Annotated in this window: 20 protein-coding genes and 2 tRNA genes; 14 read left to right on the top strand and 8 right to left on the bottom strand. The window is 61.0% G+C overall.

What is annotated here, in order from left to right:
- The 4 genes from rimK to DYI22_RS02555 are packed head-to-tail and all read right to left on the bottom strand — an operon-like array spanning position 1 to position 3,119.
- A complete protein-coding gene (gene rimK / locus DYI22_RS02570) occupies positions 1-909 on the bottom strand; it encodes a 30S ribosomal protein S6--L-glutamate ligase (protein WP_213476475.1) in 909 nt (302 codons plus the stop codon).
- Entirely contained in the window at positions 906-1,403 is a 498-nt protein-coding gene (locus DYI22_RS02565) for an ATP-dependent zinc protease (RefSeq protein WP_213476474.1), read from the bottom strand. Before DYI22_RS02565 ends, rimK begins: the two co-directional genes overlap by 4 nt.
- Entirely contained in the window at positions 1,384-2,271 is an 888-nt protein-coding gene (locus DYI22_RS02560) for a mechanosensitive ion channel family protein (protein ID WP_228300767.1), read from the bottom strand. The genes DYI22_RS02565 and DYI22_RS02560 overlap by 20 nt, the downstream gene beginning before the upstream one ends.
- Before the next feature lie 29 nt (positions 2,272-2,300).
- A complete protein-coding gene (locus DYI22_RS02555) occupies positions 2,301-3,119 on the bottom strand; it encodes a hypothetical protein (RefSeq protein WP_213476473.1) in 819 nt (272 codons plus the stop codon).
- A gap of 147 nt (positions 3,120-3,266) precedes the next feature.
- Here DYI22_RS02555 and phrB point away from each other — a divergent pair, with 147 nt between their 5' ends.
- A complete protein-coding gene (gene phrB, locus DYI22_RS02550; protein WP_213476472.1) occupies positions 3,267-4,667 on the top strand; it encodes a deoxyribodipyrimidine photo-lyase in 1,401 nt (466 codons plus the stop codon).
- Positions 4,668-4,815: 148 nt separating this feature from the next.
- Here phrB and DYI22_RS02545 read toward each other — a convergent pair whose 3' ends face one another.
- Genes DYI22_RS02545 through hemA form a run of 4 tightly spaced genes read right to left on the bottom strand, consistent with a single transcriptional unit; the run spans position 4,816 to position 8,805 of the window.
- Positions 4,816-5,565 carry a molybdopterin-synthase adenylyltransferase MoeB gene (locus DYI22_RS02545; protein WP_213476471.1) on the bottom strand — a complete coding sequence of 250 codons (750 nt, stop codon included), beginning with the start codon at positions 5,563-5,565 and terminating at the stop codon, positions 4,816-4,818.
- A gap of 36 nt (positions 5,566-5,601) precedes the next feature.
- Positions 5,602-6,444 (bottom strand): peptide chain release factor N(5)-glutamine methyltransferase, encoded by an 843-nt coding sequence (prmC, locus tag DYI22_RS02540; protein WP_213476470.1) that lies wholly within the window; start codon positions 6,442-6,444, stop codon positions 5,602-5,604.
- A complete protein-coding gene (gene prfA, locus DYI22_RS02535; RefSeq protein WP_213476469.1) occupies positions 6,437-7,522 on the bottom strand; it encodes a peptide chain release factor 1 in 1,086 nt (361 codons plus the stop codon). The genes prmC and prfA overlap by 8 nt, the downstream gene beginning before the upstream one ends.
- Complete coding sequence (gene hemA / locus DYI22_RS02530; protein ID WP_213476468.1) at positions 7,519-8,805, bottom strand: glutamyl-tRNA reductase; 1,287 nt, start codon at positions 8,803-8,805, stop codon at positions 7,519-7,521. Before hemA ends, prfA begins: the two co-directional genes overlap by 4 nt.
- A 218-nt stretch (positions 8,806-9,023) precedes the next feature.
- Here hemA and DYI22_RS02525 point away from each other — a divergent pair, with 218 nt between their 5' ends.
- From DYI22_RS02525 to DYI22_RS02465, 13 genes are all read left to right on the top strand, one after another.
- On the top strand, positions 9,024-10,769 hold the full coding sequence (locus DYI22_RS02525; protein ID WP_213476467.1) for a tetratricopeptide repeat protein: 1,746 nt from the start codon (positions 9,024-9,026) through the stop codon (positions 10,767-10,769).
- 41 nt (positions 10,770-10,810) lie between these two features.
- On the top strand, positions 10,811-11,413 hold the full coding sequence (gene lolB / locus DYI22_RS02520) for a lipoprotein insertase outer membrane protein LolB (protein ID WP_416234550.1): 603 nt from the start codon (positions 10,811-10,813) through the stop codon (positions 11,411-11,413).
- On the top strand, positions 11,410-12,273 hold the full coding sequence (gene ispE, locus DYI22_RS02515; RefSeq protein ID WP_213476466.1) for a 4-(cytidine 5'-diphospho)-2-C-methyl-D-erythritol kinase: 864 nt from the start codon (positions 11,410-11,412) through the stop codon (positions 12,271-12,273). The genes lolB and ispE overlap by 4 nt, the downstream gene beginning before the upstream one ends.
- A 19-nt stretch (positions 12,274-12,292) precedes the next feature.
- Positions 12,293-12,367 (top strand) — tRNA-Gln (locus DYI22_RS02510).
- A gap of 52 nt (positions 12,368-12,419) precedes the next feature.
- The gene (locus tag DYI22_RS02505) at positions 12,420-13,370 is read left to right on the top strand and encodes a ribose-phosphate diphosphokinase (RefSeq protein ID WP_213476465.1); all 951 of its coding nucleotides are present in this window, start codon (positions 12,420-12,422) and stop codon (positions 13,368-13,370) included.
- Between the two features lie 171 nt (positions 13,371-13,541).
- Positions 13,542-14,183 carry a 50S ribosomal protein L25/general stress protein Ctc gene (locus DYI22_RS02500; protein ID WP_213476464.1) on the top strand — a complete coding sequence of 214 codons (642 nt, stop codon included), beginning with the start codon at positions 13,542-13,544 and terminating at the stop codon, positions 14,181-14,183.
- A 30-nt stretch (positions 14,184-14,213) separates the two neighbouring features.
- On the top strand, positions 14,214-14,801 hold the full coding sequence (gene pth / locus DYI22_RS02495; RefSeq protein ID WP_213476463.1) for an aminoacyl-tRNA hydrolase: 588 nt from the start codon (positions 14,214-14,216) through the stop codon (positions 14,799-14,801).
- A 37-nt stretch (positions 14,802-14,838) separates the two neighbouring features.
- Positions 14,839-15,930 carry a redox-regulated ATPase YchF gene (gene ychF, locus DYI22_RS02490; RefSeq protein WP_213476462.1) on the top strand — a complete coding sequence of 364 codons (1,092 nt, stop codon included), beginning with the start codon at positions 14,839-14,841 and terminating at the stop codon, positions 15,928-15,930.
- Positions 15,931-16,022: 92 nt separating this feature from the next.
- Positions 16,023-16,099, top strand: a tRNA-Met gene (locus DYI22_RS02485).
- Between the two features lie 80 nt (positions 16,100-16,179).
- Positions 16,180-16,512 (top strand): DMT family transporter, encoded by a 333-nt coding sequence (locus DYI22_RS02480; protein ID WP_213476461.1) that lies wholly within the window; start codon positions 16,180-16,182, stop codon positions 16,510-16,512.
- Between the two features lie 96 nt (positions 16,513-16,608).
- Entirely contained in the window at positions 16,609-17,886 is a 1,278-nt protein-coding gene (locus DYI22_RS02475; RefSeq protein WP_213476460.1) for an O-acetylhomoserine aminocarboxypropyltransferase/cysteine synthase family protein, read from the top strand.
- 137 nt (positions 17,887-18,023) lie between these two features.
- Entirely contained in the window at positions 18,024-19,064 is a 1,041-nt protein-coding gene (lipA, locus tag DYI22_RS02470) for a lipoyl synthase (protein ID WP_213476459.1), read from the top strand.
- Between the two features lie 25 nt (positions 19,065-19,089).
- The gene (locus DYI22_RS02465) at positions 19,090-20,310 is read left to right on the top strand and encodes a methyl-accepting chemotaxis protein (protein ID WP_213476458.1); all 1,221 of its coding nucleotides are present in this window, start codon (positions 19,090-19,092) and stop codon (positions 20,308-20,310) included.
- Positions 20,311-20,315 lie beyond the last annotated feature (5 nt).

The raw sequence follows: 20,315 nt of genomic DNA, 5'->3' as shown, positions 1-20,315 counted from the left end.
TCAGCCCCGACCTCCCTTGGTGCGGGTCTTCCATGGCTTCTGATTCTTCTCGATCCAGTTCACGATCATGCCGGCGACATTCTTGCCGGTCGCGTTTTCAATGCCTTCGAGCCCCGGCGAGGAATTCACCTCCATCACCAGTGGCCCGCGGCTGGAGCGCAGAAGGTCCACGCCCGCCACGTTCAGACCCATGGCCTTGGCGGCGGTGATGGCGGTTCGGCGTTCTTCGGGGGTGATGCGCACCAGCGACGCGGTGCCACCTCGATGCAGGTTGGAGCGGAACTCGCCGTCTGCACCCTGCCGTTTCATGGCGGCAATGACTTTGTCACCGATCACGAAACAGCGAATGTCGGCACCGCCGGCCTCCTTGATGAATTCCTGAACCAGAATATCGGCCTTCAGGCCCATGAAAGCCTCGATCACGCTTTCGGCGGCCTTACGGGTTTCCGCCAGCACCACACCAATCCCCTGTGTGCCCTGCAGCAGCTTGATCACCACCGGCGCGCCACCCACCATCTTCAGCAATTCAGGCACGTTGTCAGGCTTGTTGGCAAAGCCGGTCACCGGCATGCCCACGCCTTTACGGGCCAGCAACTGAAGCGAGCGCAATTTGTCACGGGAGCGGGTAATGGCCACCGACTCGTTGACCGGGAACACGCCCATCATCTCGAACTGCCGCAGCACCGCCGTACCGTAGAAGGTCACCGAGGCGCCAATGCGCGGCACCACCACATCAAAATCCTCCAGCACCTCTTCGTGGTAATGGATCTGAGGGTTGGACGAGGTGATGTTCATGGAACAGTGCAGGCAGTCAATCACCCGCACTTCGTGCCCGCGATTGATGCCTTCCTCGACGAGGCGGCGGGTGGAATACAGGTGGCGGTTGCGCGACAGAATCGCAATCTTCATTTGGTTGTCCTCAGAGCCGGTTCACCGGCAAGATAGGAAGCTTCGGGAAAAACCACAGAGCGCCCCGCCATGGCGGTACGTCCCAGTAACATCCGGAATCGCATGGAGTCCCGGTTGGTCAGAGTCATTTCAATCGGCCAGACGGTGCTACCCAGCACCAGCCGTGTTTCGATCACCAGCCTCAGCTCGCGATGGCCGCCGGAATCGGAGACGTTACGCTCATCCAGCACGACGGCATCGCATTCCACGACCTGATGCAGGTCATTCTGGACCGGATGCACCCAGAAACGCACACGGCGCTGACCGTTCTCGGTGTAGGGCTCGGTGCGAAAAGTGTGCAGGCAGGAGGTGCGCGCCCCGGTATCCACTTTCGCCTTGATCCGGCTGATATCCAGGTCCGGCAACGCCACCCATTCACGCCACCCCAAATTGACCACGCCGTCCAGCGTCGGATAGGTAAGCGGCTTTTCAGGCTTATCCGTTTTCGTTGGCATCCGGCAGTTCCTTTTGGGTGGTACTTTGCGGCCGAAGCAGTTCGACCCTGAATGGCGCGGAATGACTTCCGGCATAAATACTGGTGTGGGGAAAAGGAATCTCGATACCCTCCCGATCCAGCGTCTTTTTAATATCCACCATCATATGGCTGCGGCCCTCGAGAATACGTTCCTTGGGTACCCAGAACGAAAACTGCAGGTCCACGGACGACGGTCCGAATGACGTGACCAGTACGAATGGCCGCGGCTCCTCGAGGCACGCCGGGTTGCGGGCGGCCAGATCCAGCAGCAGTTGTTCTACTCTCTCCACATCTTCAGCGTAGGCAATACCCACCGTCAGGTCGAGACGGCGAATCGGAAAACGGGACCGATTGACCACCCGGGTCTTGATCAGCGTTTCATTGGGGATGCGCACGTACAGGTTGTCCGTGGTTCTGAGTTTCACGCTGAGCATGTCGATACCGATCACCTCGCCGACGGTGGCGTCCACCTCGATGAAATCACCAATCTCGAACGGCCGCTCCACCAGCAGGAACAGACCGCTGATCATGTTGGAGGCGGATGTCTGGGAGGCGAAGCCAATGGCAACGGTGAGAATACCGGCGGCACCCAGCAACACATCCAGCGAGAACCCCGCCTCCCGCAGGGCAGCCAGGGCAAATACCGCGACCACCACGTAAAATACCAGGCGCCGGAACATCACCGTATGGTGCCGCGTGGCCCGTGCCTGCATCACCCGTGACACACTGCGGGCGGCCAGGGAGCCCAGAATCACCCCCAGCACCAACAGAAACCCCGCGCTCAACCATTGCATCCACGGCATGGTGCCGGCGACCTGGACCAGACTGCTCTCAATATCCTCTATCAAACTACAGGCTCCATTATCAGCCGCTTCTGTTAACCGAACATCCGGTCGAATGCCCGCACCAGCCTGCCCCGGCTGCCTTTCTCCCGCGCCGGGGTGATCAGCCTGCACTGACCGGCCGCCGGGAACAGGGTCTCGTCCACATTCAGGCTGGCCGAATTCATATCGGTTTCACAAACCACCGTGACGCCCGGTGTCCAGAGCTGGCCTTTATCATTCAGGTGCAGGGAAAGCAAAGGGGTCGGCAAACTGAAACGTTCGAGCAGCAGCGGCTCGGACCGCCGGTTTTTGATGGTCACCGGGGTCACCGCCCGCCAGGGACGCTTGGGCACCGCTTCCAGCACCAGCCGCGCATAACTTGGGGCCGAATAACACAGTTCCCCCTCCATGGTGTTCTTGCCCACCCAGGTCTGGGACGGCTCCGCCAACGCCAGTTCCGCCAGCTGAGTTCGCTGCTGACCGACGCAGACCCGCAGCCAGACCACGGTGCCAACGTAGATGACACACTCACCGCCTGCGGGAATGGTCAACGGCTGGTAAGGGCGAATCACCGTCGGCAGACCCGCCAGCGCCGGAAGAAATACCAGCTCCTTGCTGTCGTCCGGCCGGACGAACCGCTGCACGGGAATATCACTGCCGGGCAGGACATGGCTGATGTGTTCGGTCCAGCGCATCGGATCGACATCCGGCGCCAGCGTATGGGAACGTATCTGCCACTCCAGATCGAGGCGGGTAACCCAGAGACGCGTGTGGCTGAGCTCATGGAACTGGGTCTGCCCGGACTCCAGGGTGTAGGCCTGCCCCCAGACGCCATCCCGCGGCAGCGCGGACTCTTCGTTTTTGTCGACCATTTGCGTCCTGAAAATGCTGGCGTTAAAACAGGTTTAACTATAATCCAATCAATGCTTTCCAGCGAATATCCCGGTTAACGATTTCATCGCCCGCGCCGTGGTAATTACCCCTACACTGCGCGGATGCGCCCAAGCACAGGAAGCCCAATGACCCAACTCGTCTGGTTCCGCAACGACCTTCGACTCGCCGACAACCCCGCGCTGACTGCAGCCTGCAAGGCGGCAAGCCCGGTCAAGGCCTGCTTTATCGTGACCCCGGAACAATGGCAGGAGCACGACTGGTCACCGGCGCGGGTTCACTTTGCCATCGACCACGCCAACGCCCTGGCACGAGACCTGGCCAGGCTGGGCATCCCCCTGACCTTTCTCGATGCCCGCCGCTTCAGCGACAGCGTTGAGGTGTTTACCCGCTTCTGCCGCGAGCAAGAAGTAACCGCCGTGCATTTCAACGAAGAGTACGGCGTCAACGAACGCCGACGCGACAAGGCAGTCCGCGAGCAACTGGCAGAGCAGGACATCAAGGTCAACAAATACCGTGACCAGACCGTCGCACCGGTGGGCAGCATCCTCACCCAGCAACAGGAACCCTACTCGGTGTTCACCCCGTTTTCCCGTCGCTGGCGCAGCTGGATCGAAGAAACCCAGCCCACCCTCTTCCCGGTTCCAGCGGCCCAGGGTGACGCGGTGAAACCACAACAGTACGAAGGGGTGCCCGCCGGCTTCAGCGACGCGCCGCCGGCGCTGGTGAAAACCGGCGAGCACGCCGCCCACGACCAGCTCGAGGCCTTTTTGAGCGAACGGGGCGGCGACTATAAAGAACAGCGCGACTTCCCTGCCCTGGACGGCACCAGCCAGCTGTCCCCCTACCTGGCCAATGGCGTGTTGTCCGGCCGCCAGTGCCTGATCGCCGCACGCCAGGCCCAGGGCGCCGGCGGCAACCAGGAAGGCCTGAGCACCTGGGCCAACGAAATCGCATGGCGCGACTTCTACATCCACATCCTCTACCACTACCCCCGCATAAGCATGCACCGGGCCTTCAAACCCGAAACCGAAAACCTCGCCTGGAACACCCCCGGGGACCACTTTGAAGCCTGGAAAAACGGCCACACCGGCATCCCCCTGGTGGACGCCGCCATGCGACAGCTCAACCAGACCGGCTGGATGCACAACCGCCTGCGCATGGTCACCGCCATGTTCCTGACCAAAAACCTGTTCATCGACTGGCGCCTGGGCGAGGCCTACTTCATGTCGAAACTGGTCGACGGCTTTCTCGCCTCCAACAACGGCGGCTGGCAATGGAGCGCCTCCACCGGCACCGACGCCGCACCCTATTTCCGGGTCTTCAACCCGGTGACCCAGAGCGAACGCTTTGATCCGCAAGGGGAGTTCATCCGGCACTGGGTGCCGGAGCTGCAGAAACTGGACAACAAACGCATCCACGATCCCGGCAAAGGCGGGGTGATTCCGAAGGGGTATCCACGGCCAATTGTGGATCTGAAAGAGAGTAGAAAAGAGGCTATCGCCAGGTTTCAGGCGTTGAAGGACTGACACTGAAGTTGCGAGGAGCCGTCAGCCAGCGACTGTCCAAAACCCTGCGGAGCCATGGATGGCGGAGCGGAGCCTACAGGGACGTATTCATGGCGTGTTTTGGACAGTCGCTGGCTGACGGTGACGCCCTGCTCCCAATAGAGAGCATCTAGCGGGCTGAACACACAGGGCACCCAGGATCCCGCGCCAGCTTCATCTCCCGCCATTCCATCCGCCAGGCATCCAGAATCAGCAACCGACCGATCAAAGGCTGCCCCACCCCGGCAATCACCTTCACCGCCTCCATCGCCTGGCTGGCCCCGATCATGCCCACCAGGGGCCCGATGACACCCGCCTCGGAACAGGACAGATCCTCATTGCCCTGCTCCGGATACAGGCAGTGGTAACAGGGGCTCTGCGGATCCCGGGCATCGAACACCGACAACTGCCCCTCGCCGCGAATCGCCGCGCCGGACACCAGCGGCACCCGCGCGGCAACGCAGGCCCGGTTCAGCGCAAAACGGGTCGCGAAGTTATCCGTGCAATCCAGCACCAGGCTTGCCTCACTCACCTGACGGGTCAGCTCGTCGCGTTCCAGGCGGCGGGCAATCGCCTCCACTGACACCAGCGCATTGATCCGGCGCACGCGATCCGCCAGGCTCTCAGCCTTGCCGGCTCCGATCTGATCGTGACTGAAGGCCACCTGGCGCTGCAGGTTGGCCAGCTCAATGGCGTCATCGTCCACCAGGGTGAGATGGCCCACGCCTGCGGCGCCAAGATAAAGAGCGACCGGACACCCCAGCCCACCGGCACCGACCACCAGCACGCGGGCGGATTTCAGTTTTTCCTGCCCGGCGATATCGAATGCCGGCATCAGAATCTGCCGGCTGTAACGCATTAGCTCCTCATCACTGAGCATCGGCTCTCCCCCTCGCTGAACCATCCTGACCCACACTCATCCCGGCCACCGCCCCAGCGTCAAACGGTCACGATCGCCGTAATCCCGGCGGGTTTCCACCGCCACCAGCCCGGCTGCCCGGAACAGCTCACGCACACCGACACCCTGGTCGTACCCATGCTCGACCACCAGCCACCCGCCCGGGTTCAGCCATTGCGGGCTGGCCGCTGCGATCACACGGATATCATCCAGCCCATCCTCGCCGGCAACCAGCGCGGACGCGGGCTCGAAACGCACATCACCTTCGCTAAGGTGGTGGTCATCACAGGCAATGTATGGCGGATTGGACACAATCAAATCGAAACGGCGCGAAGGCAGGCTGTCAAACCAGTGGCTGACCATCACCGTGAGCGGCAGGTCCAACCGCCGGGCATTCTCGGCCGCCAGCTCCACAGCCGAGGGCACCGCATCGCAGGCGAACACCTGCCATTGCGGTTTCTCGCTCGCCAGCGCCAGTGCGATGGCGCCGGTGCCCGTGCCGAGATCCACAACGCAGGCGTCCGCCGGCAGATCAAGCCCAAGCGCCGCTTCCACCAGGCACTCGGTGTCAGGACGGGGAATCAGGGTGGCGGCATTTACTTTCAGGGGAAGCGACCAGAATTCCTGTTCGCCAAGCAGGTGCGCCACCGGATGACCGCTGGCACGCTGCCCGACGAGCGCCTCGAAGCACCGCGCCTCACTGGCGGTGAGCAGGCGGTCCGGCCAGGCCCGGAAGCTGGTTCGGGACAGACCGGTTACATGGCTGAGCAACAACTCGGCGTCCAGTCGCGGGGAGTCGCCGGCAATAGCAACCGTCGCCCGCCGCAGCAAGGCATCACAGGTCAGCGATGGCTCACTCATCCGACAGGGACGCGAGCAGTTCGGCCTGGTGCTCCTGCTGCAACGGCACCACCACCGCATCCAGATCGCCGGAAATCACCTCGTCCAGCTTGTACAGCGTGAGGTTGATGCGATGGTCGGTCACCCGGCCCTGGGGGAAATTGTAAGTGCGGATGCGCTCGGACCGGTCGCCACTGCCCACCAGGCTCTTGCGGGTTTCCGCCATCGATTTCTGCTGGCGCTCCGTCTCGGCATTCTGCAGCCGCGATGCCAGCAGGCTCATAGCCTTGGCGCGGTTCTTGTGCTGGGAGCGCTCTTCCTGGCATTCCACCACAATGCCGGTGGGCAGGTGCGTAATGCGGATGGCCGAGTCGGTCTTGTTGACGTGCTGACCACCGGCGCCGGAGGAGCGGAAGGTGTCGACCCGCAGATCCGCCTTATTGATTTCAATCGCCTCGGCCTCGTCGGCTTCGGGCATAACCGCGACGGTGCAGGCGGAAGTATGGATGCGGCCCTGGGACTCGGTTTCCGGCACCCGCTGCACCCGGTGCGCACCGGACTCGAATTTCAGGGCACCGTATACACCGGCTCCGGCAACCCGCGCGATCATTTCCTTATAGCCACCGTGCTCACCCTCGCTCTCGCTGATCACTTCCACCTGCCAGCGATGGCGCTCGGCGTAACGCAGGTACATCTTGAACAGGTCGCCGGCAAAAATGGCCGCCTCATCGCCGCCGGTGCCGGCGCGGATCTCCAGAAACACGTTCTTGCCGTCATTGGGATCCTTCGGCAGCATCAGCCGCTGCAGTTCCTCATCGAGCTCTTCGGTTTTCTGCTCCGCCAGGGTCAGCTCTTCCTCGGCCATCTCCCGCATTTCGGCGTCGCCATCACGGGCCAGCTCACGGGCCTCGTCGATATCCGCCAGCGACGCCTTCCAGGCCTGGAAACAGTGAACAATCGGCTCGATTTCCGCGAACTCCCTCGACAGGTCGCGGAATTTTTCCTGGTTGGATATGGTGGAAGCGTCGCTCAACAGGGCGCTGACTTCCTCGAAGCGGTCTGACAGCTGCTCGAGGCGGTTCTGAATCGATGATTTCATAGTTTTTCCGGGGTGGTGGCGTCGGCATCCTGGACATCCAGCTGATGCAGCTCCCTCAGCCACTCGGTCACTTCACTGCGACCTTCAGTTGTTGCCTTGCGAACCTGAATAGAGGGTTCGTGGAGAAATTTATTGGTGAGACCGCGGGCCAGGCTGCGCAGAACCGTCTCCGGATCGTTGCCGTTGCGCAGCGCCCGCAGGGCTTTCTCGGTCTCCAGATCACGCAGGGTTTCCACGCGCTGGCGGAACTGTTTGAGGATAGAGACCGCATCCAGGGCGCGCAGCTGGCTGAGGAAATCCTGCACTCCCCCGGCCACGAGATTTTCCGCCTCGTGGGCAGCCCCTTCGCGGGAGCGGATATTCTCCTCAATGACCTGGCGCAGGTCGTCCACGGTGTACAGGTAGACATCCGCCAGTGACGACACCTCCGGCTCTATGTCCCGGGGTACGGCAATATCCACCATAAAATAGGGCCGGTGCTTGCGCTTTTTCAGAGCCCGTTCGACGGCGCCCTTGCCCAGAATCGGCAGGGGGCTGGCGGTGGACGAAATGATGATATCCACATCCTGCAGGTGATCGGGAATCTCGGACAGCAGGATACCCCGGCCACCCCGTGACTCGGCCAGCGCCTGGGCGCGCTCCAGCGTACGGTTGGCGACCAGGAAATCTTTCACCCCGGCGTCGGCCAGGTGGCGGGCCACCAGCTCGATGGTTTTGCCGGCGCCAATCAGTAACGCCCTGTTGCGGGACATATCAGCGAAGATGTGGTGCGCCATGCTGACCGCGGCATAGGCTACCGAAACGGGGTTCTCGCCGATGGCGGTCTGGGTTCGCACCCGCTTGGCCACCGAAAACGTATGTTCAAACAGTCGGGACAGGAAGGTGCCACTGGCACCATGCTCCCGCGCCAGCGCGTAGGCGTCCTTTAACTGCCCCAGTATCTGCGGTTCGCCCAGCACCATGGAATCCAGGCCGGCGGCTACCCGCATCATATGGCGAACGGCATCACCGTCCCGATGCAGATAAAGAGCCGGTTCCAGCTCGGCGGCGTCGAGATCATGAAAGCCGGCCAGCCAGCGCAGAAGGATGGGGGCACACTGGTCATCACCGGCAATATAAAGCTCGGTACGGTTGCAGGTGGACAGTATGGCGGCTTCGCTGGCACCGCACATGGCGCGCAATTCCGCAAACGCCTCGGCCATCCGCTCCGGCGTGAACGCCACCCGTTCGCGCAGCTCAACCGGTGCGGTGCGATGATTGATTCCCAGCGTAACCAGAGCCATGTCAGGTGTGAAAAGCCTTTTTAAGGAGTATGAACATTGCCCGCATTTTACCGACGGGAGGCCAGTGTCGCCACCCATAACCCCGGAGAGTTCGGGAAGTGCTGACAGGTTGGGCAATATCAGACGCTTGTGCCATCATAGAACCTCGGCACTGCATGGTCGCCTGAACACCGGGCCGGCCGTCTCAGATGCGTTGTATACAGGATACGGGATGTTGCATGCATAGATCTGCACGGTTTTATCTTTCCTGCCTTTTAGGGCTGTCTCTCACCGGTTGCGCCGCCTTCAGCGGAACGCCCGACGAACCCGTCGCCAGCGAGGAAGAGACGCCCGCTGAGGCTGCCCCGGCGGAACCCGAGATCCGCTACACCGATTTCGAGCCGGAAGAGCTCTATCTGCTGTTGTCCGGCGAAATCGCCGCCCAGCGGGGACGCTACGATGTGACTCTGGTGAACTACCTGAACGCGGCAAAACAGTCCCGCGACAAGGTCGTGATCGAGCGGGCCATGCGGATTGCCCAGTCCCTGAATGCCGACAACGCGCAGCGCCAGCTGGCCGAGCTGTGGCTGGAGGTCGACCCCGAGAACCTTCAGGCCCACCGGGTTTCCGCTATCCAGGCGGTCAAGAACAACGACCTGCAGACCGCCATCGGCCACATGGAACAGATCATGGATCTTGGCGGTGATGCCGACTTTGACAGCCTGGCGGCCATGGCGGCCAATCTGCCGCCGGAACAGCAGCGGGAACTGCTGGCGCTGTATGAACAGATGGCCGAACGCCATCCGCAGACGCCGGAGCTGGAATACAGCACCGCACTGCTGCTGAAAGTGACCAACCAGCCGAAACGCGCCCTGGCCCGCATCGAAACCCTGCTGGAAAACGATCCGAACTTTCAACCTGCCATCATTCTCAAAGGCGACCTGCTGTATCAGGTGGGTGAGCGCCGTGAAGCCCTTGACCACCTGCTGGTCAACACCCGGCGCTTCCCGGACAACCGCGCCATGGGCACACTATACGGCCGCATGCTGATCGGCGAAGGTGAACTCCAGGCCGCCCAGGACGAATTCAAACGCCTGATGACGCGCTTCCCCAACACCCCGGGCCTGCGCCTCTCCCACGCCCTAGTGGCGCTGGAGAACGGCCAGACCGACCTGGCACGAAAGGATCTCACCCGGCTGGTCGAACTGGGCCAGCACACCAGTGAAGCTCACTATTATCTGGGGCGGATTGCCGACGAAGAAAACAAGACCCAGCAGGCCATCGGCTACTACCGCAGCGTGGAAGAAGGCAACTATTACTTCCCGGCCCTGGCCCGCGCCAGCGCGCTGTTGGCGGAAGAAGGCGAGCTCGACTCGGCGCTGGCGGATATCCAGGGCCTGCGCCAGGCAAATCCCGAGCAGGCCGAGAACTTCTGGCTGCTCGAGGTCAACCTGTTGCTGGATCAGGAAAAGCAGAGTCTGGCGCTGGAAACCGCGACCGAGGCACTGGACGCCTTCCCAGACAACGTCAGGATCCGTTATGCCCGTGCCATGCTCTACGACAGCATGGATGCGACGGACAAGGCCGAGCAGGACCTTCGCCTGATCATTGAGGACGATCCCGACAACGCCGTGGCCCTCAACGCCCTGGGGTACATCCTCACAACCCGCACCGACCGGCTCGACGAGGCGCGCAGCTTCATCGAACGCGCACTGGCCCTGGACCCCGAGAACCCGGCCATCCTCGACAGCATGGGGTGGGTACTGTTTCTGCAAGGGCAGCAGCAGGAAGCTCTGGCCTACCTGTCGGAAGCCTGGGCCGCCTACCCGGACCCCGAGGTTTCTGCCCATTACGGGGAAGTGCTGTGGAGCACCGGCGCTCAGGATCAGGCTCGCATCATATGGAAGGAAGGCATCGATGTGGATCCTGACCACCCGGTACTGATTGAAACCATTCAGCGACTGACCGGAGAACAGCAGCCTTGATTCTGCCCAGACTGCGCCTGCTGACGTTGGCCACCGTGCTGATGCTGCTCGGCGCCTGCACCACCATCCAGCTGGAACCCCTGCCCGAAGGCCTGACCGATCAGCCACCGGCCGACTGGACCCAACGCAGCGAACAGCTAAGGCGACTGGACGCCTGGGAGCTGAGCGGCAAGCTGGCGGTCAAACAGCCGTCCGACAGTGGTACCGCCATCATCAACCACTGGATTCAGAAACAGGACGCCTACGACCTGGAACTGTCGTCCTCCTTCCTTGGCATGGGCCGCACCAGCCTTCAGGGGGTTCCCGGCTTTATTGCACTGACCCTGCCGGACGGCGAGACCTATCGCTCCGGTGATCCCGAGGCGCTGATCAAGGCCGCGACCGGATGGCAACTGCCGATCGAAAGCCTGGTGTGGTGGATACGCGGCCTGCCCGGCCCTGACGGCGATTTCCGCCTGCTGTTTGATAGTAACCGGCAGCTCGCAATGATCCGCCAGCAGGGCTGGGAGATCCGCTACGACCGCTGGCAGCCTTTTATCACCGGCTACCCGCCGTTACCGGCCCGCATCACCGCCGTCAAAGACGACAAACGCGTGCGAATGGTGGTGACTGACTGGCAGGCAACCCCGGGACCCGCCCGGTGAACGCGTTTACCCTGCCCTCCCCGGCCAAGCTCAACCTTTGCCTGCACATTGTCGGGCGCCGGCCAGACGGCTACCACGAGCTGCAGACCCTGTTCCAGTTTCTCGACTACGGCGACGAGATCACCTTCGTGCCGGCCAGCGACGGCCGCCCGGGCATTCACCTCGCCGCGTCGATACCGGGGGTCAATGACCAGGACAACCTCATTCTGCGTGCCGCCCGGTTGCTGGCCGGCAACCAGGCCGCCGAACTGCCCGGCGTGACCCTCGACGTCGCCAAGCGACTGCCCATGGGCGGCGGCCTCGGCGGCGGCAGCTCCAACGCCGCCACCGTGCTGCTCGGCCTGAACCACTACTGGCAACTGGGGCGCTCCATTGACCAGCTTGCGGAACTCGGACTGCAGCTGGGCGCCGATGTGCCCGTGTTCGTTCGCGGGCACGCCGCCTGGGGCGAGGGCGTGGGAGAGCAGCTGACGCCGGCCAATCCTCCACAAGACTGGTTTTTGGTTCTTAAACCCGCCTGCGATATAAACACCGGCAAGATTTTTTCCGAGCAAGGGTTGACAAGGAACACCCCTAGAATCAAAATAGCGCCCGCTTTTGAGGGAGACGCCTCGAGGTACCGAAACGACTGTGAGGATGTAGTTCGCAAACTGTATCCGGAGGTTAACCAGAGCCTTGAATGGCTTTCACAATTCGGACCTGCAAGATTAACCGGAACCGGGGCTTGCATATTTGGACGTTTCCCGACAGAATCCGCAGCCCGGATTATCTGGGAAAGCAAACCCTCCGGCATCACGGGGTTCGTCGCTCAAGGGGTGAATGTTTCACCGCTTCACACAAAGCTGACAGAGCTGACATGATGCCAAAAAAGCACGATACTGGGGTGTCGCCAAGTGGTAAGGCAACGGGTTTTGATCCCGTCATGCGCAGGTTCGAATCCTGCCACCCCAGCCACCTTTCTCCTGCTTCTTCTGAATCAAACGCTGATACCGCGAAGGATGCCGTCGTGTCCAAACTGATGATTTTCGCTGGCAATGCCAATCCTGACCTTGCCAAAGCTATTGCCCAGAAACTCCACATTCCCATGGGTCAGGCCACTGTAGGCCGGTTCAGCGATGGTGAAACCACCGTCGAGATCGATGAGAACGTGCGGGGCCATGATGTTTTCATCATCCAGCCCACCTGCTACCCCACCAACGACAACCTGATGGAACTGATCGTGATGGCCGACGCACTTCGCCGTGCCTCCGCAACACGCATCACCGCCGTTATCCCCTATTACGGATACGCCCGTCAGGATCGCCGCGTTCGCTCAACGCGGGTAGCCATCAGCGCCAAAGTTGTGGCCGACATGATTTCCAGCATCGGCGTGGACCGGGTACTGACCCTTGACCTTCACGCGGATCAGATCCAGGGCTTCTTCGACATCCCGGTAGACAACATCTACGCTACTCCGGTGTTGCTTGAAGACATCGAGAAGCAGCGCTTCGAGAACTTTGTTGTGGTTTCCCCCGACGTTGGCGGCGTGGTTCGGGCGCGGGCCATTGCCAAGCGCCTCGACGACGCCGACCTGGCCATCATCGACAAGCGCCGTCCGCGAGCCAACGTCTCCCAAGTCATGCACATCATCGGTGATGTAAAAGACAAGACCTGCATCCTGGTGGATGACATCATCGATACCGCCGGCACCCTGTGCAAGGCCGCCAATGCACTCAAGGAGCATGGCGCATCACGGGTCGTGGCCTACATCACCCACCCGGTGCTGTCCGGCCCGGCGATTGACAACATCAACGCCTCCGAGCTCGACGAACTGGTGGTCTGTGACACCATTCCGCTGGGTGACAAAGCGAAGAATTGTGATAGAATCCGCGTCCTCAGTATGGCCGGCCTGCTCGCGGAGTCCATTCGCCGCGTCAGCAACGAAGAGTCCATCAGCGCCATGTTTGAGAACGTCTGAGCAAGTTTTTAACAGTTAACTCAGACAAAACAAGCAGATACAGAATCGGGAGCCTGAACAGGCTCCCGATTCTTTTAGTCAGCCGAAGAAAACATTCTGAGGCTATTCAAAAACATCACCTGTCCAAACGCCTGGTCGCGGGCAGTTCAGGTGACGATTGAGGTACATATCATGTCCCAGGAATTTGTTATTGAAGCATTTCCTCGTGGCGATCAGGGGAGAGGTGCGAGCCGCCGCCTGCGTCGTGAGGAGCGTAAAATCCCGGCCATCATCTATGGCGGTAACAAGGAAGCCACTCCGGTCTCCATCTGGCACAACGAGCTGAAAAAGGCTCTGGAGAACGAAGCGTTCTTCTCCCACGTACTGACCATCGAGCTGGACGGCAAGAAAGAAAGCGTGATCCTGAAGGATCTGCAGCGTCACCCGTACAAGCCGCTGCTGACCCACGCCGACTTCCTGCGTGTCGACAAGGATCACGAGATCCACGTCAACGTGCCGCTGCACTTCATCAACGAAGACACTGCACCGGCCATCAAGCTTCAGGGCGGCGTAGCCAACCACCAGATCAACGAAGTGGAAGTGATCTGTCTGCCGCAGAACCTGCCCGAGTTCATCGAAGTGGACATGACCACCGTTGAAATGGACCAGGTCGTCCACCTGAGCGATCTGAAACTGCCGAAAAACGTCAAGATCGCTGCTCTGCTGCAGGGCGAAGATCACGACCTGCCGGTGGTGGCTATCCACAAGCCGCGCGGCGCCAAGGTTGATGACGCCGAAGAAGGCGAAGAAGGCGAAGGCGAAGACAAGGAGTAATCACTCCTGTAAAGACGAGGGCACCGGCGAATGGCGCAGGATATTGTCATGGTGGTTGGACTGGGAAATCCCGGCGCTGACTACGAGAATACCCGCCATAACGCCGGTGCCCTTTTCGTCGAAGCACTGGCCCGCGCCGCGGGCCAGACGCTCCGCCCGGAGCGGAAGTATCACGGGCTTTACGCCCGCATCCAGTGGCAGGGACTCGACCTGCACTTATTGAATCCCTCCACCTTTATGAATCGCAGCGGCCTGGCCATCAAGGCGCTGGCGGATTTTTTCAAGATTCAGCCCCAGCAGATTCTGGTTGCTCACGACGAACTCGATATCCCCCCTGGCACCGCCAAGCTCAAAAAAGGCGGCGGGCACGGCGGCCACAACGGCTTGCGGGATACCATTGCCCACCTCGGCAGTAACGATTTTCACAGATTGCGTATCGGCATCGGCCACCCAGGCGACAGCCGCAAGGTCACCGGCTATGTGCTCGGCCGCCTGGGCAAACAGGAAACCGAGGAACTGAACGCAGTGATCGACGAAATCATGCGGGTATTACCGGATGCAGCCAGCGGCAAACTCTCCGCCGCGATGAATCGCCTGCACAGTTTCAAACCGGTATAATCCGCTCAAATTTTTCCAGCACCAGCAGAGGCATTCCATGGGATTTAACTGCGGCATCGTCGGCCTTCCCAACGTCGGCAAATCCACCCTGTTCAACGCATTGACCAAATCCGGCATTGGCGCGGAAAACTTCCCGTTCTGCACCATTGAGCCTAACGCCGGTGTGGTGGCCATGCCTGATCCGCGCCTCAACAAACTGGCGGAGATCGTCAAGCCCGAACGGGTCGTGCCCACCACCATGGAATTCGTCGACATCGCCGGCCTGGTGGCAGGCGCGTCCAAGGGCGAGGGCCTGGGCAACCAGTTCCTGGCCAATATCCGCCAGACCGACGCCATTGCCCATGTGGTGCGCTGCTTTGAAGACGGCAACGTCATCCACGTGGCCAACAAGATAGATCCCGCCTCAGACATCGAAGTAATCAATACTGAGCTGGCTCTGGCCGACCTGGACACGGTTGAGAAAGCCATCAAGCGCGTTCAACGCGTGGCCAAGAGCGGTGACAAGGAAGCCAAGGCCCAGCTCGAGATATTCGAGAAGCTGCTGCCGGTGCTGAACGAGGGCAAGCCGGTGCGCAGCATGAATCTGGACAAAGACCAGATGGCTCTGATCCGCGAGCTCTGCCTGCTGACCGTCAAGCCGACCATGTACATTGCCAACGTCAGCGAAGACGGGTTCGAGAACAACCCGCATCTGGACACGGTGCGCAAGATCGCCGAGTCGGAAAATGCGGTGGTTGTGCCCATCTGTAACAAGATAGAAGCCGAAATCTCCGAACTGGAAGACGATGAAAAATCCATGTTCCTGGAAGAGATGGGCATGGAAGAGCCAGGCCTCGACAGGGTAATTCGGGGCGGCTACGGCCTGCTGGGCCTGCAGACCTACTTTACCGCCGGGGTGAAGGAAGTCCGCGCCTGGACCGTGAAAATCGGCGCCACAGCGCCTCAGGCGGCTGGCGTGATTCACACCGATTTCGAGCGCGGCTTCATCCGCGCCGAAGTCGTGGGCTACGACGATTTCGTGCAGTACAACGGCGAAGCCGGCGCCAAGGATGCCGGCAAGTGGCGCCTGGAGGGCAAGGAATACATCGTCAAGGACGGCGACGTTATCCACTTCCGCTTCAACGTATAACTTTTCAGGAAAAAACGGCCCCCAAGCCTTGACAGCAAGGGCCCAAATACTGAAAATACGCGCCTCGTTTGGGGCGATGCCCAAAGCGAAATGGCAAGGTAGCTCAGTTGGTTAGAGCACAGCACTCATAATGCTGGGGTCGGCGGTTCGACTCCGCCCCTTGCTACCAGTATTCTGAAAAGCCCGACTCCCTGGAGTCGGGCTTTTTTGTTTGTCACCGCACCACCCTATCCGGCAGGCGAAAGCGCTATGAAGCACTGGTTATTTCTGGGAATCGCCATCGTGGCGGAAGTCATCGCCACCTCCGCGCTGAAATCGAGCGACGGCTTCACCCGCCTGGCGCCCTCGGTCATTGTGGTGCTGGGGTATGTCCTGGCCTTCTATTTCCTGTCGCTGACCCTCAAAGTGATCCCCATCGGTGTGGCCTATGCCATCTGGGCCGGTCTGGGTATCGTGCTGATTGCACTGGTGTCCTGGGCCATCTACGGGCAGAAGCTCGATCTGCCGGCACTGGCGGGCATGGCGTTTATTGTGACAGGCGTCGCGATCATCAATCTGTTCTCCCGAACGGCCGGCCACTAAGGCCTGCGACCAACAGGCACTTTCCGCTGCCGTGTGGTATGGCATACTCGTGCCTCAAGACCAACAACCACACACCCAACAGCAAGGATCGTTGCCATGAAACCGGAAACCCTCGCCCTTCACGCGGGCTTCAAAAGCGACCCCACAACCCGGGCCGCCACCACGCCGATCTACCAGACCACCTCCTACACCTTTGACGACACCCAGCACGGTGCTGACCTGTTCGACCTGAAGGTGCAGGGCAACATCTACACCCGCATCATGAACCCTACCAACGCGGTTCTGGAAGAGCGGATGGCCGAACTGGAAGGTGGCGTGGGCGCACTGGCGGTGGCCTCTGGCATGGCCGCCATTACTTACGCCCTGCAGACCATCTGCAAGGTGGGCAACAACATCGTCAGCACCAGCCAGCTCTACGGCGGCACCTACAATCTGTTCGCCCATTCCCTGCCGAACCAGGGCATTGAGTGCAAGATGGTTCGCCATGACGATTTCGATGCCGTGGAAAAAGCCATCGATGACAACACCCGTGCCCTGTTCTGCGAATCCATCGGCAACCCGGCGGGCAACGTGGTCGATATCCAGCGCTGGGCCGAGATTGCGCACCGGCACGGCATACCGCTGATGGTGGACAACACCGTGGCCACGCCGTTTCTGTGCCGCCCGATCGAGCACGGTGCGGATATCGTGATTCACTCGCTCACCAAGTACATCGGCGGCCACGGCACCACTGTGGCCGGTGTGGTGGTGGATTCCGGCAAGTTTGACTGGAAGGCCAGCGCCGACAAGTTCCCGATGCTAAACGAACCGGATCCCTCCTACCACGGCGTGGTCTATACCGACGCCCTGGGCCCTGCTGCCTTCATTGGCCGCTGCCGTGTGGTACCGCTGCGCAACACCGGGGCCGCCCTGGCCCCGTTCAACGCCTTCCTGATCATGCAGGGTCTGGAAACCCTGGCGTTGCGGATGGAGCGCCACTGCGAGAACGCCGAGAAAGTCGCCAACTTCCTGCAGGACCACCCGTCCGTGGAGTGGGTCAATTACGCAACCCTGGCCAACAGCCCCTACAAGGCGACCTGCGACAAGATCTGTGGCGGCAAGGCCTCCGGCATTCTGAGCTTTGGCATCAAAGGTGGGCGCGACGCCGGTGCCAAATTCATCGATGCCCTGGAGCTGATTCTGCGCCTGGTGAACATCGGCGACGCCAAGTCCCTGGCCTGCCACCCGGCCACCACCACGCATCGTCAGTTGAACCCGGACGAGCTGAAAAGTGCCGGTGTGAGCGAGGACCTGGTGCGGTTGTCGATCGGCATCGAGCATGTGGATGACATCATTGTCGACATCACCCAGGCGCTGGACGCTGCCACTGTTTGACCGAGATCAAGGGTACGACGAAAGTCGTGCCCTTTCCTCTCTGAATACCCCCGTGATTGCCCCTACTCGTCTTGTAACTGCACCGTCTGCGATTTACTCTTGAATGCTCCCCAAGTCTTGACGAGAGTCCGGTTGTAATGAGCGAGACCGCAAAGCCCCGTGTCACCAGTGGTTCGAAATTTCGTAGCGAGCACGGCTTTTCCGCGATCAAAGATGGCGTGAAACGTTCATCCAGCGAAGAATCCAGGCCAGTGGAGCGCAAACCCCGGTGGCTGCGCGCGCGCATGCCCGGCGGGGAACGGTACGAGGCCGTGCGCAAGAACGTCAGCGAGCATCGCCTGAGCACCGTTTGCCAGGAGTCCCACTGTCCCAACATCGGCGAATGCTGGACCAATGGCACCGCCACCATCATGGTGATGGGCTCGGTGTGTACCCGCGCCTGCAAATTCTGCGCGGTAGACACCGGCAACCCCAAGGGCTGGCTGGACCCGGAAGAGCCTGAGAACACGGCAAAGTCCGTGGAACTGATGGGGCTACGCTATATTGTATTGACCTCCGTTGACCGGGACGACCTGGATGACGGTGGCGCTGCACATTACGCCGCGTGCGTTTCCGCCATCAAACAGCGCACGCCCGAGGTGGCTGTTGAAGCCCTGACTCCCGATTTCGACGCGGTAATGACCGATGTGGAAAGGGTGGTGGATTCCGGCCTCGATGTCTTTGCCCAGAACGTGGAAACCGTCGAACGCCTGACCGCCCGCGTGCGCGACCCCCGCGCCGGCTACCGCAAAACACTGAACGTACTGGCCCACGCCAAGCAGCATCGCCCGGACGTGATCACCAAAACCAGCCTGATGCTGGGCCTGGGTGAAACGGACGAAGAAGTCCTGCAGACCATGGACGACCTGCGTGCCATCGGCGTGGACATCCTGACTCTGGGCCAATACCTGCGACCGACACCGAACCATTTACCGGTAGAACGCTATGTGACGCCGGAGGAGTTCAATCGTTACCGCGACATCGGCCTTGAGAAGGGCTTTATGGAAGTTCCCTCCGGCCCCATGGTGCGGTCGAGCTACCGCGCGGATCGGGTGTTCGACAAGAACAACCTCGGCCTTGCCGTTCCGGACGTGCCCACCCCCCGTGCCCAGCAGATTCCAGTAAAAGCCATCGACTGAGAACACTCCTTGAACGGGGAACACCATGCTGACCCTGCTAAAAAATGCTCGCCTGAAGTACAAGTTCTGGCTGCTCAACATCGTGGTGTTCGCGGTCTTGTGCCTGCTGGTGCTTTACGCCATTCAAACCATTGCCGCCATTACCGGTGAGGATTTCGGCACCGCATTCGCCGCCACCGCGCCCGGGTTTGCGGTGGTGGTGGCCTTGTTGATGGTGCTGGAAATGGCGGGCTCTCAGCTGCTTATCTCGTTCATCGAACGCCACGTCCACCGGCTCAAGAGCACCATGGTCGAAGTCCAGGCTTCCGGCGACCTGGGCGCTCGGGCCCATGTCGATTCCAGTGACGAAATCGGCGAAATGGGCCTGGCCTTCAACGCCATGCAGGATCGCACCATGACCGTGGTCAGCAGCATGAAAGAGGCCATTGAGCGACTGCACAACGAAGTGCGGGAACTGACCGCCGCGGCCGAGAGCCGGCGCGACGATCTGACCCGCCAGCAATCGGATGCCGACCGCTCGGCGGAAGTCATCGAAGCCATGCTGCAGAGCTTCGGCGCCATCGCGGAGCAGGCCGGCATCGCCAAGACCCTGTCCCACGAAGCCCGCAGCACCGCACTCGAAGGAGGCGAACGGGTCACCCGAAGTGCCAACTCCATTGGCCGGCTGGAAGACATCATCCGACACTCCGCGTCCAGCGTGGAATCTCTGGCCGAAAACAGCCACGAAATCAGCAAGGCCGTCACCGAAATCAAGGGTATCGCCGAGCAGACCAACCTGCTGGCACTGAACGCCGCCATCGAAGCGGCCCGCGCCGGTGAGCAGGGGCGTGGTTTCGCCGTGGTGGCCGATGAGGTCCGTAACCTGGCGCAACGGGTTCAGGACTCCACCGATCAGATTCAGTCCACCATTGAACGCCTGCTGAAGGCAATGGACACGGCCGTCCGCCAGATGACCGAAAGCTCCGCCGATGCCCGGCGCTGCGTGGAGGAGTCTGAACAGGGCCGCAACGCGCTCGACGCCATCAATTCGGTGGTGGGTCGAATCGACGACACCAACGAGCAGATCGCCGCCATGTCTGCCGATCAGACCGCGTCCACCGACGAAGTGTTGGCCAATGTGCAGGGTATTCGCGATACCACTCAGAACATGGTGACCCAGCTGTCCGAAAGCGCCGACATGACCCGGAGACTGAAAAATCTGATCGATTCCCTGGAAGAGGCCTCAAACAGGGTCACAGTCGGCTAGGGGTT

It is taken from the genome of Marinobacter lipolyticus, assembly GCF_018424605.1.
In the GTDB taxonomy this organism is placed as follows: domain Bacteria; phylum Pseudomonadota; class Gammaproteobacteria; order Pseudomonadales; family Oleiphilaceae; genus Marinobacter; species Marinobacter lipolyticus_B.
Note: the sequence above shows the minus strand (reverse complement) of the source record. Positions and strands in the feature narration are given on the sequence as shown.

Bases quoted from the DNA above. Each gene is read 5' to 3' on its own strand.
- rimK (WP_213476475.1), bottom strand. From the start codon at position 909: ATGAAGATTGCGATTCTGTCGCGCAACCGCCACCTGTATTCCACCCGC.
- DYI22_RS02565 (WP_213476474.1), bottom strand. From the start codon at position 1,403: ATGCCAACGAAAACGGATAAGCCTGAAAAGCCGCTTACCTATCCGACG.
- DYI22_RS02555 (WP_213476473.1), bottom strand. From the start codon at position 3,119: ATGGTCGACAAAAACGAAGAGTCCGCGCTGCCGCGGGATGGCGTCTGG.
- phrB (WP_213476472.1), top strand. From the start codon at position 3,267: ATGACCCAACTCGTCTGGTTCCGCAACGACCTTCGACTCGCCGACAAC.
- DYI22_RS02545 (WP_213476471.1), bottom strand. From the start codon at position 5,565: ATGCTCAGTGATGAGGAGCTAATGCGTTACAGCCGGCAGATTCTGATG.
- prmC (WP_213476470.1), bottom strand. From the start codon at position 6,444: ATGAGTGAGCCATCGCTGACCTGTGATGCCTTGCTGCGGCGGGCGACG.
- prfA (WP_213476469.1), bottom strand. From the start codon at position 7,522: ATGAAATCATCGATTCAGAACCGCCTCGAGCAGCTGTCAGACCGCTTC.
- hemA (WP_213476468.1), bottom strand. From the start codon at position 8,805: ATGGCTCTGGTTACGCTGGGAATCAATCATCGCACCGCACCGGTTGAG.
- DYI22_RS02525 (WP_213476467.1), top strand. From the start codon at position 9,024: ATGCATAGATCTGCACGGTTTTATCTTTCCTGCCTTTTAGGGCTGTCT.
- lolB (WP_416234550.1), top strand. From the start codon at position 10,811: ATGCTGCTCGGCGCCTGCACCACCATCCAGCTGGAACCCCTGCCCGAA.
- DYI22_RS02500 (WP_213476464.1), top strand. From the start codon at position 13,542: ATGTCCCAGGAATTTGTTATTGAAGCATTTCCTCGTGGCGATCAGGGG.
- pth (WP_213476463.1), top strand. From the start codon at position 14,214: ATGGCGCAGGATATTGTCATGGTGGTTGGACTGGGAAATCCCGGCGCT.
- ychF (WP_213476462.1), top strand. From the start codon at position 14,839: ATGGGATTTAACTGCGGCATCGTCGGCCTTCCCAACGTCGGCAAATCC.
- DYI22_RS02480 (WP_213476461.1), top strand. From the start codon at position 16,180: ATGAAGCACTGGTTATTTCTGGGAATCGCCATCGTGGCGGAAGTCATC.
- DYI22_RS02475 (WP_213476460.1), top strand. From the start codon at position 16,609: ATGAAACCGGAAACCCTCGCCCTTCACGCGGGCTTCAAAAGCGACCCC.
- lipA (WP_213476459.1), top strand. From the start codon at position 18,024: ATGAGCGAGACCGCAAAGCCCCGTGTCACCAGTGGTTCGAAATTTCGT.
- DYI22_RS02465 (WP_213476458.1), top strand. From the start codon at position 19,090: ATGCTGACCCTGCTAAAAAATGCTCGCCTGAAGTACAAGTTCTGGCTG.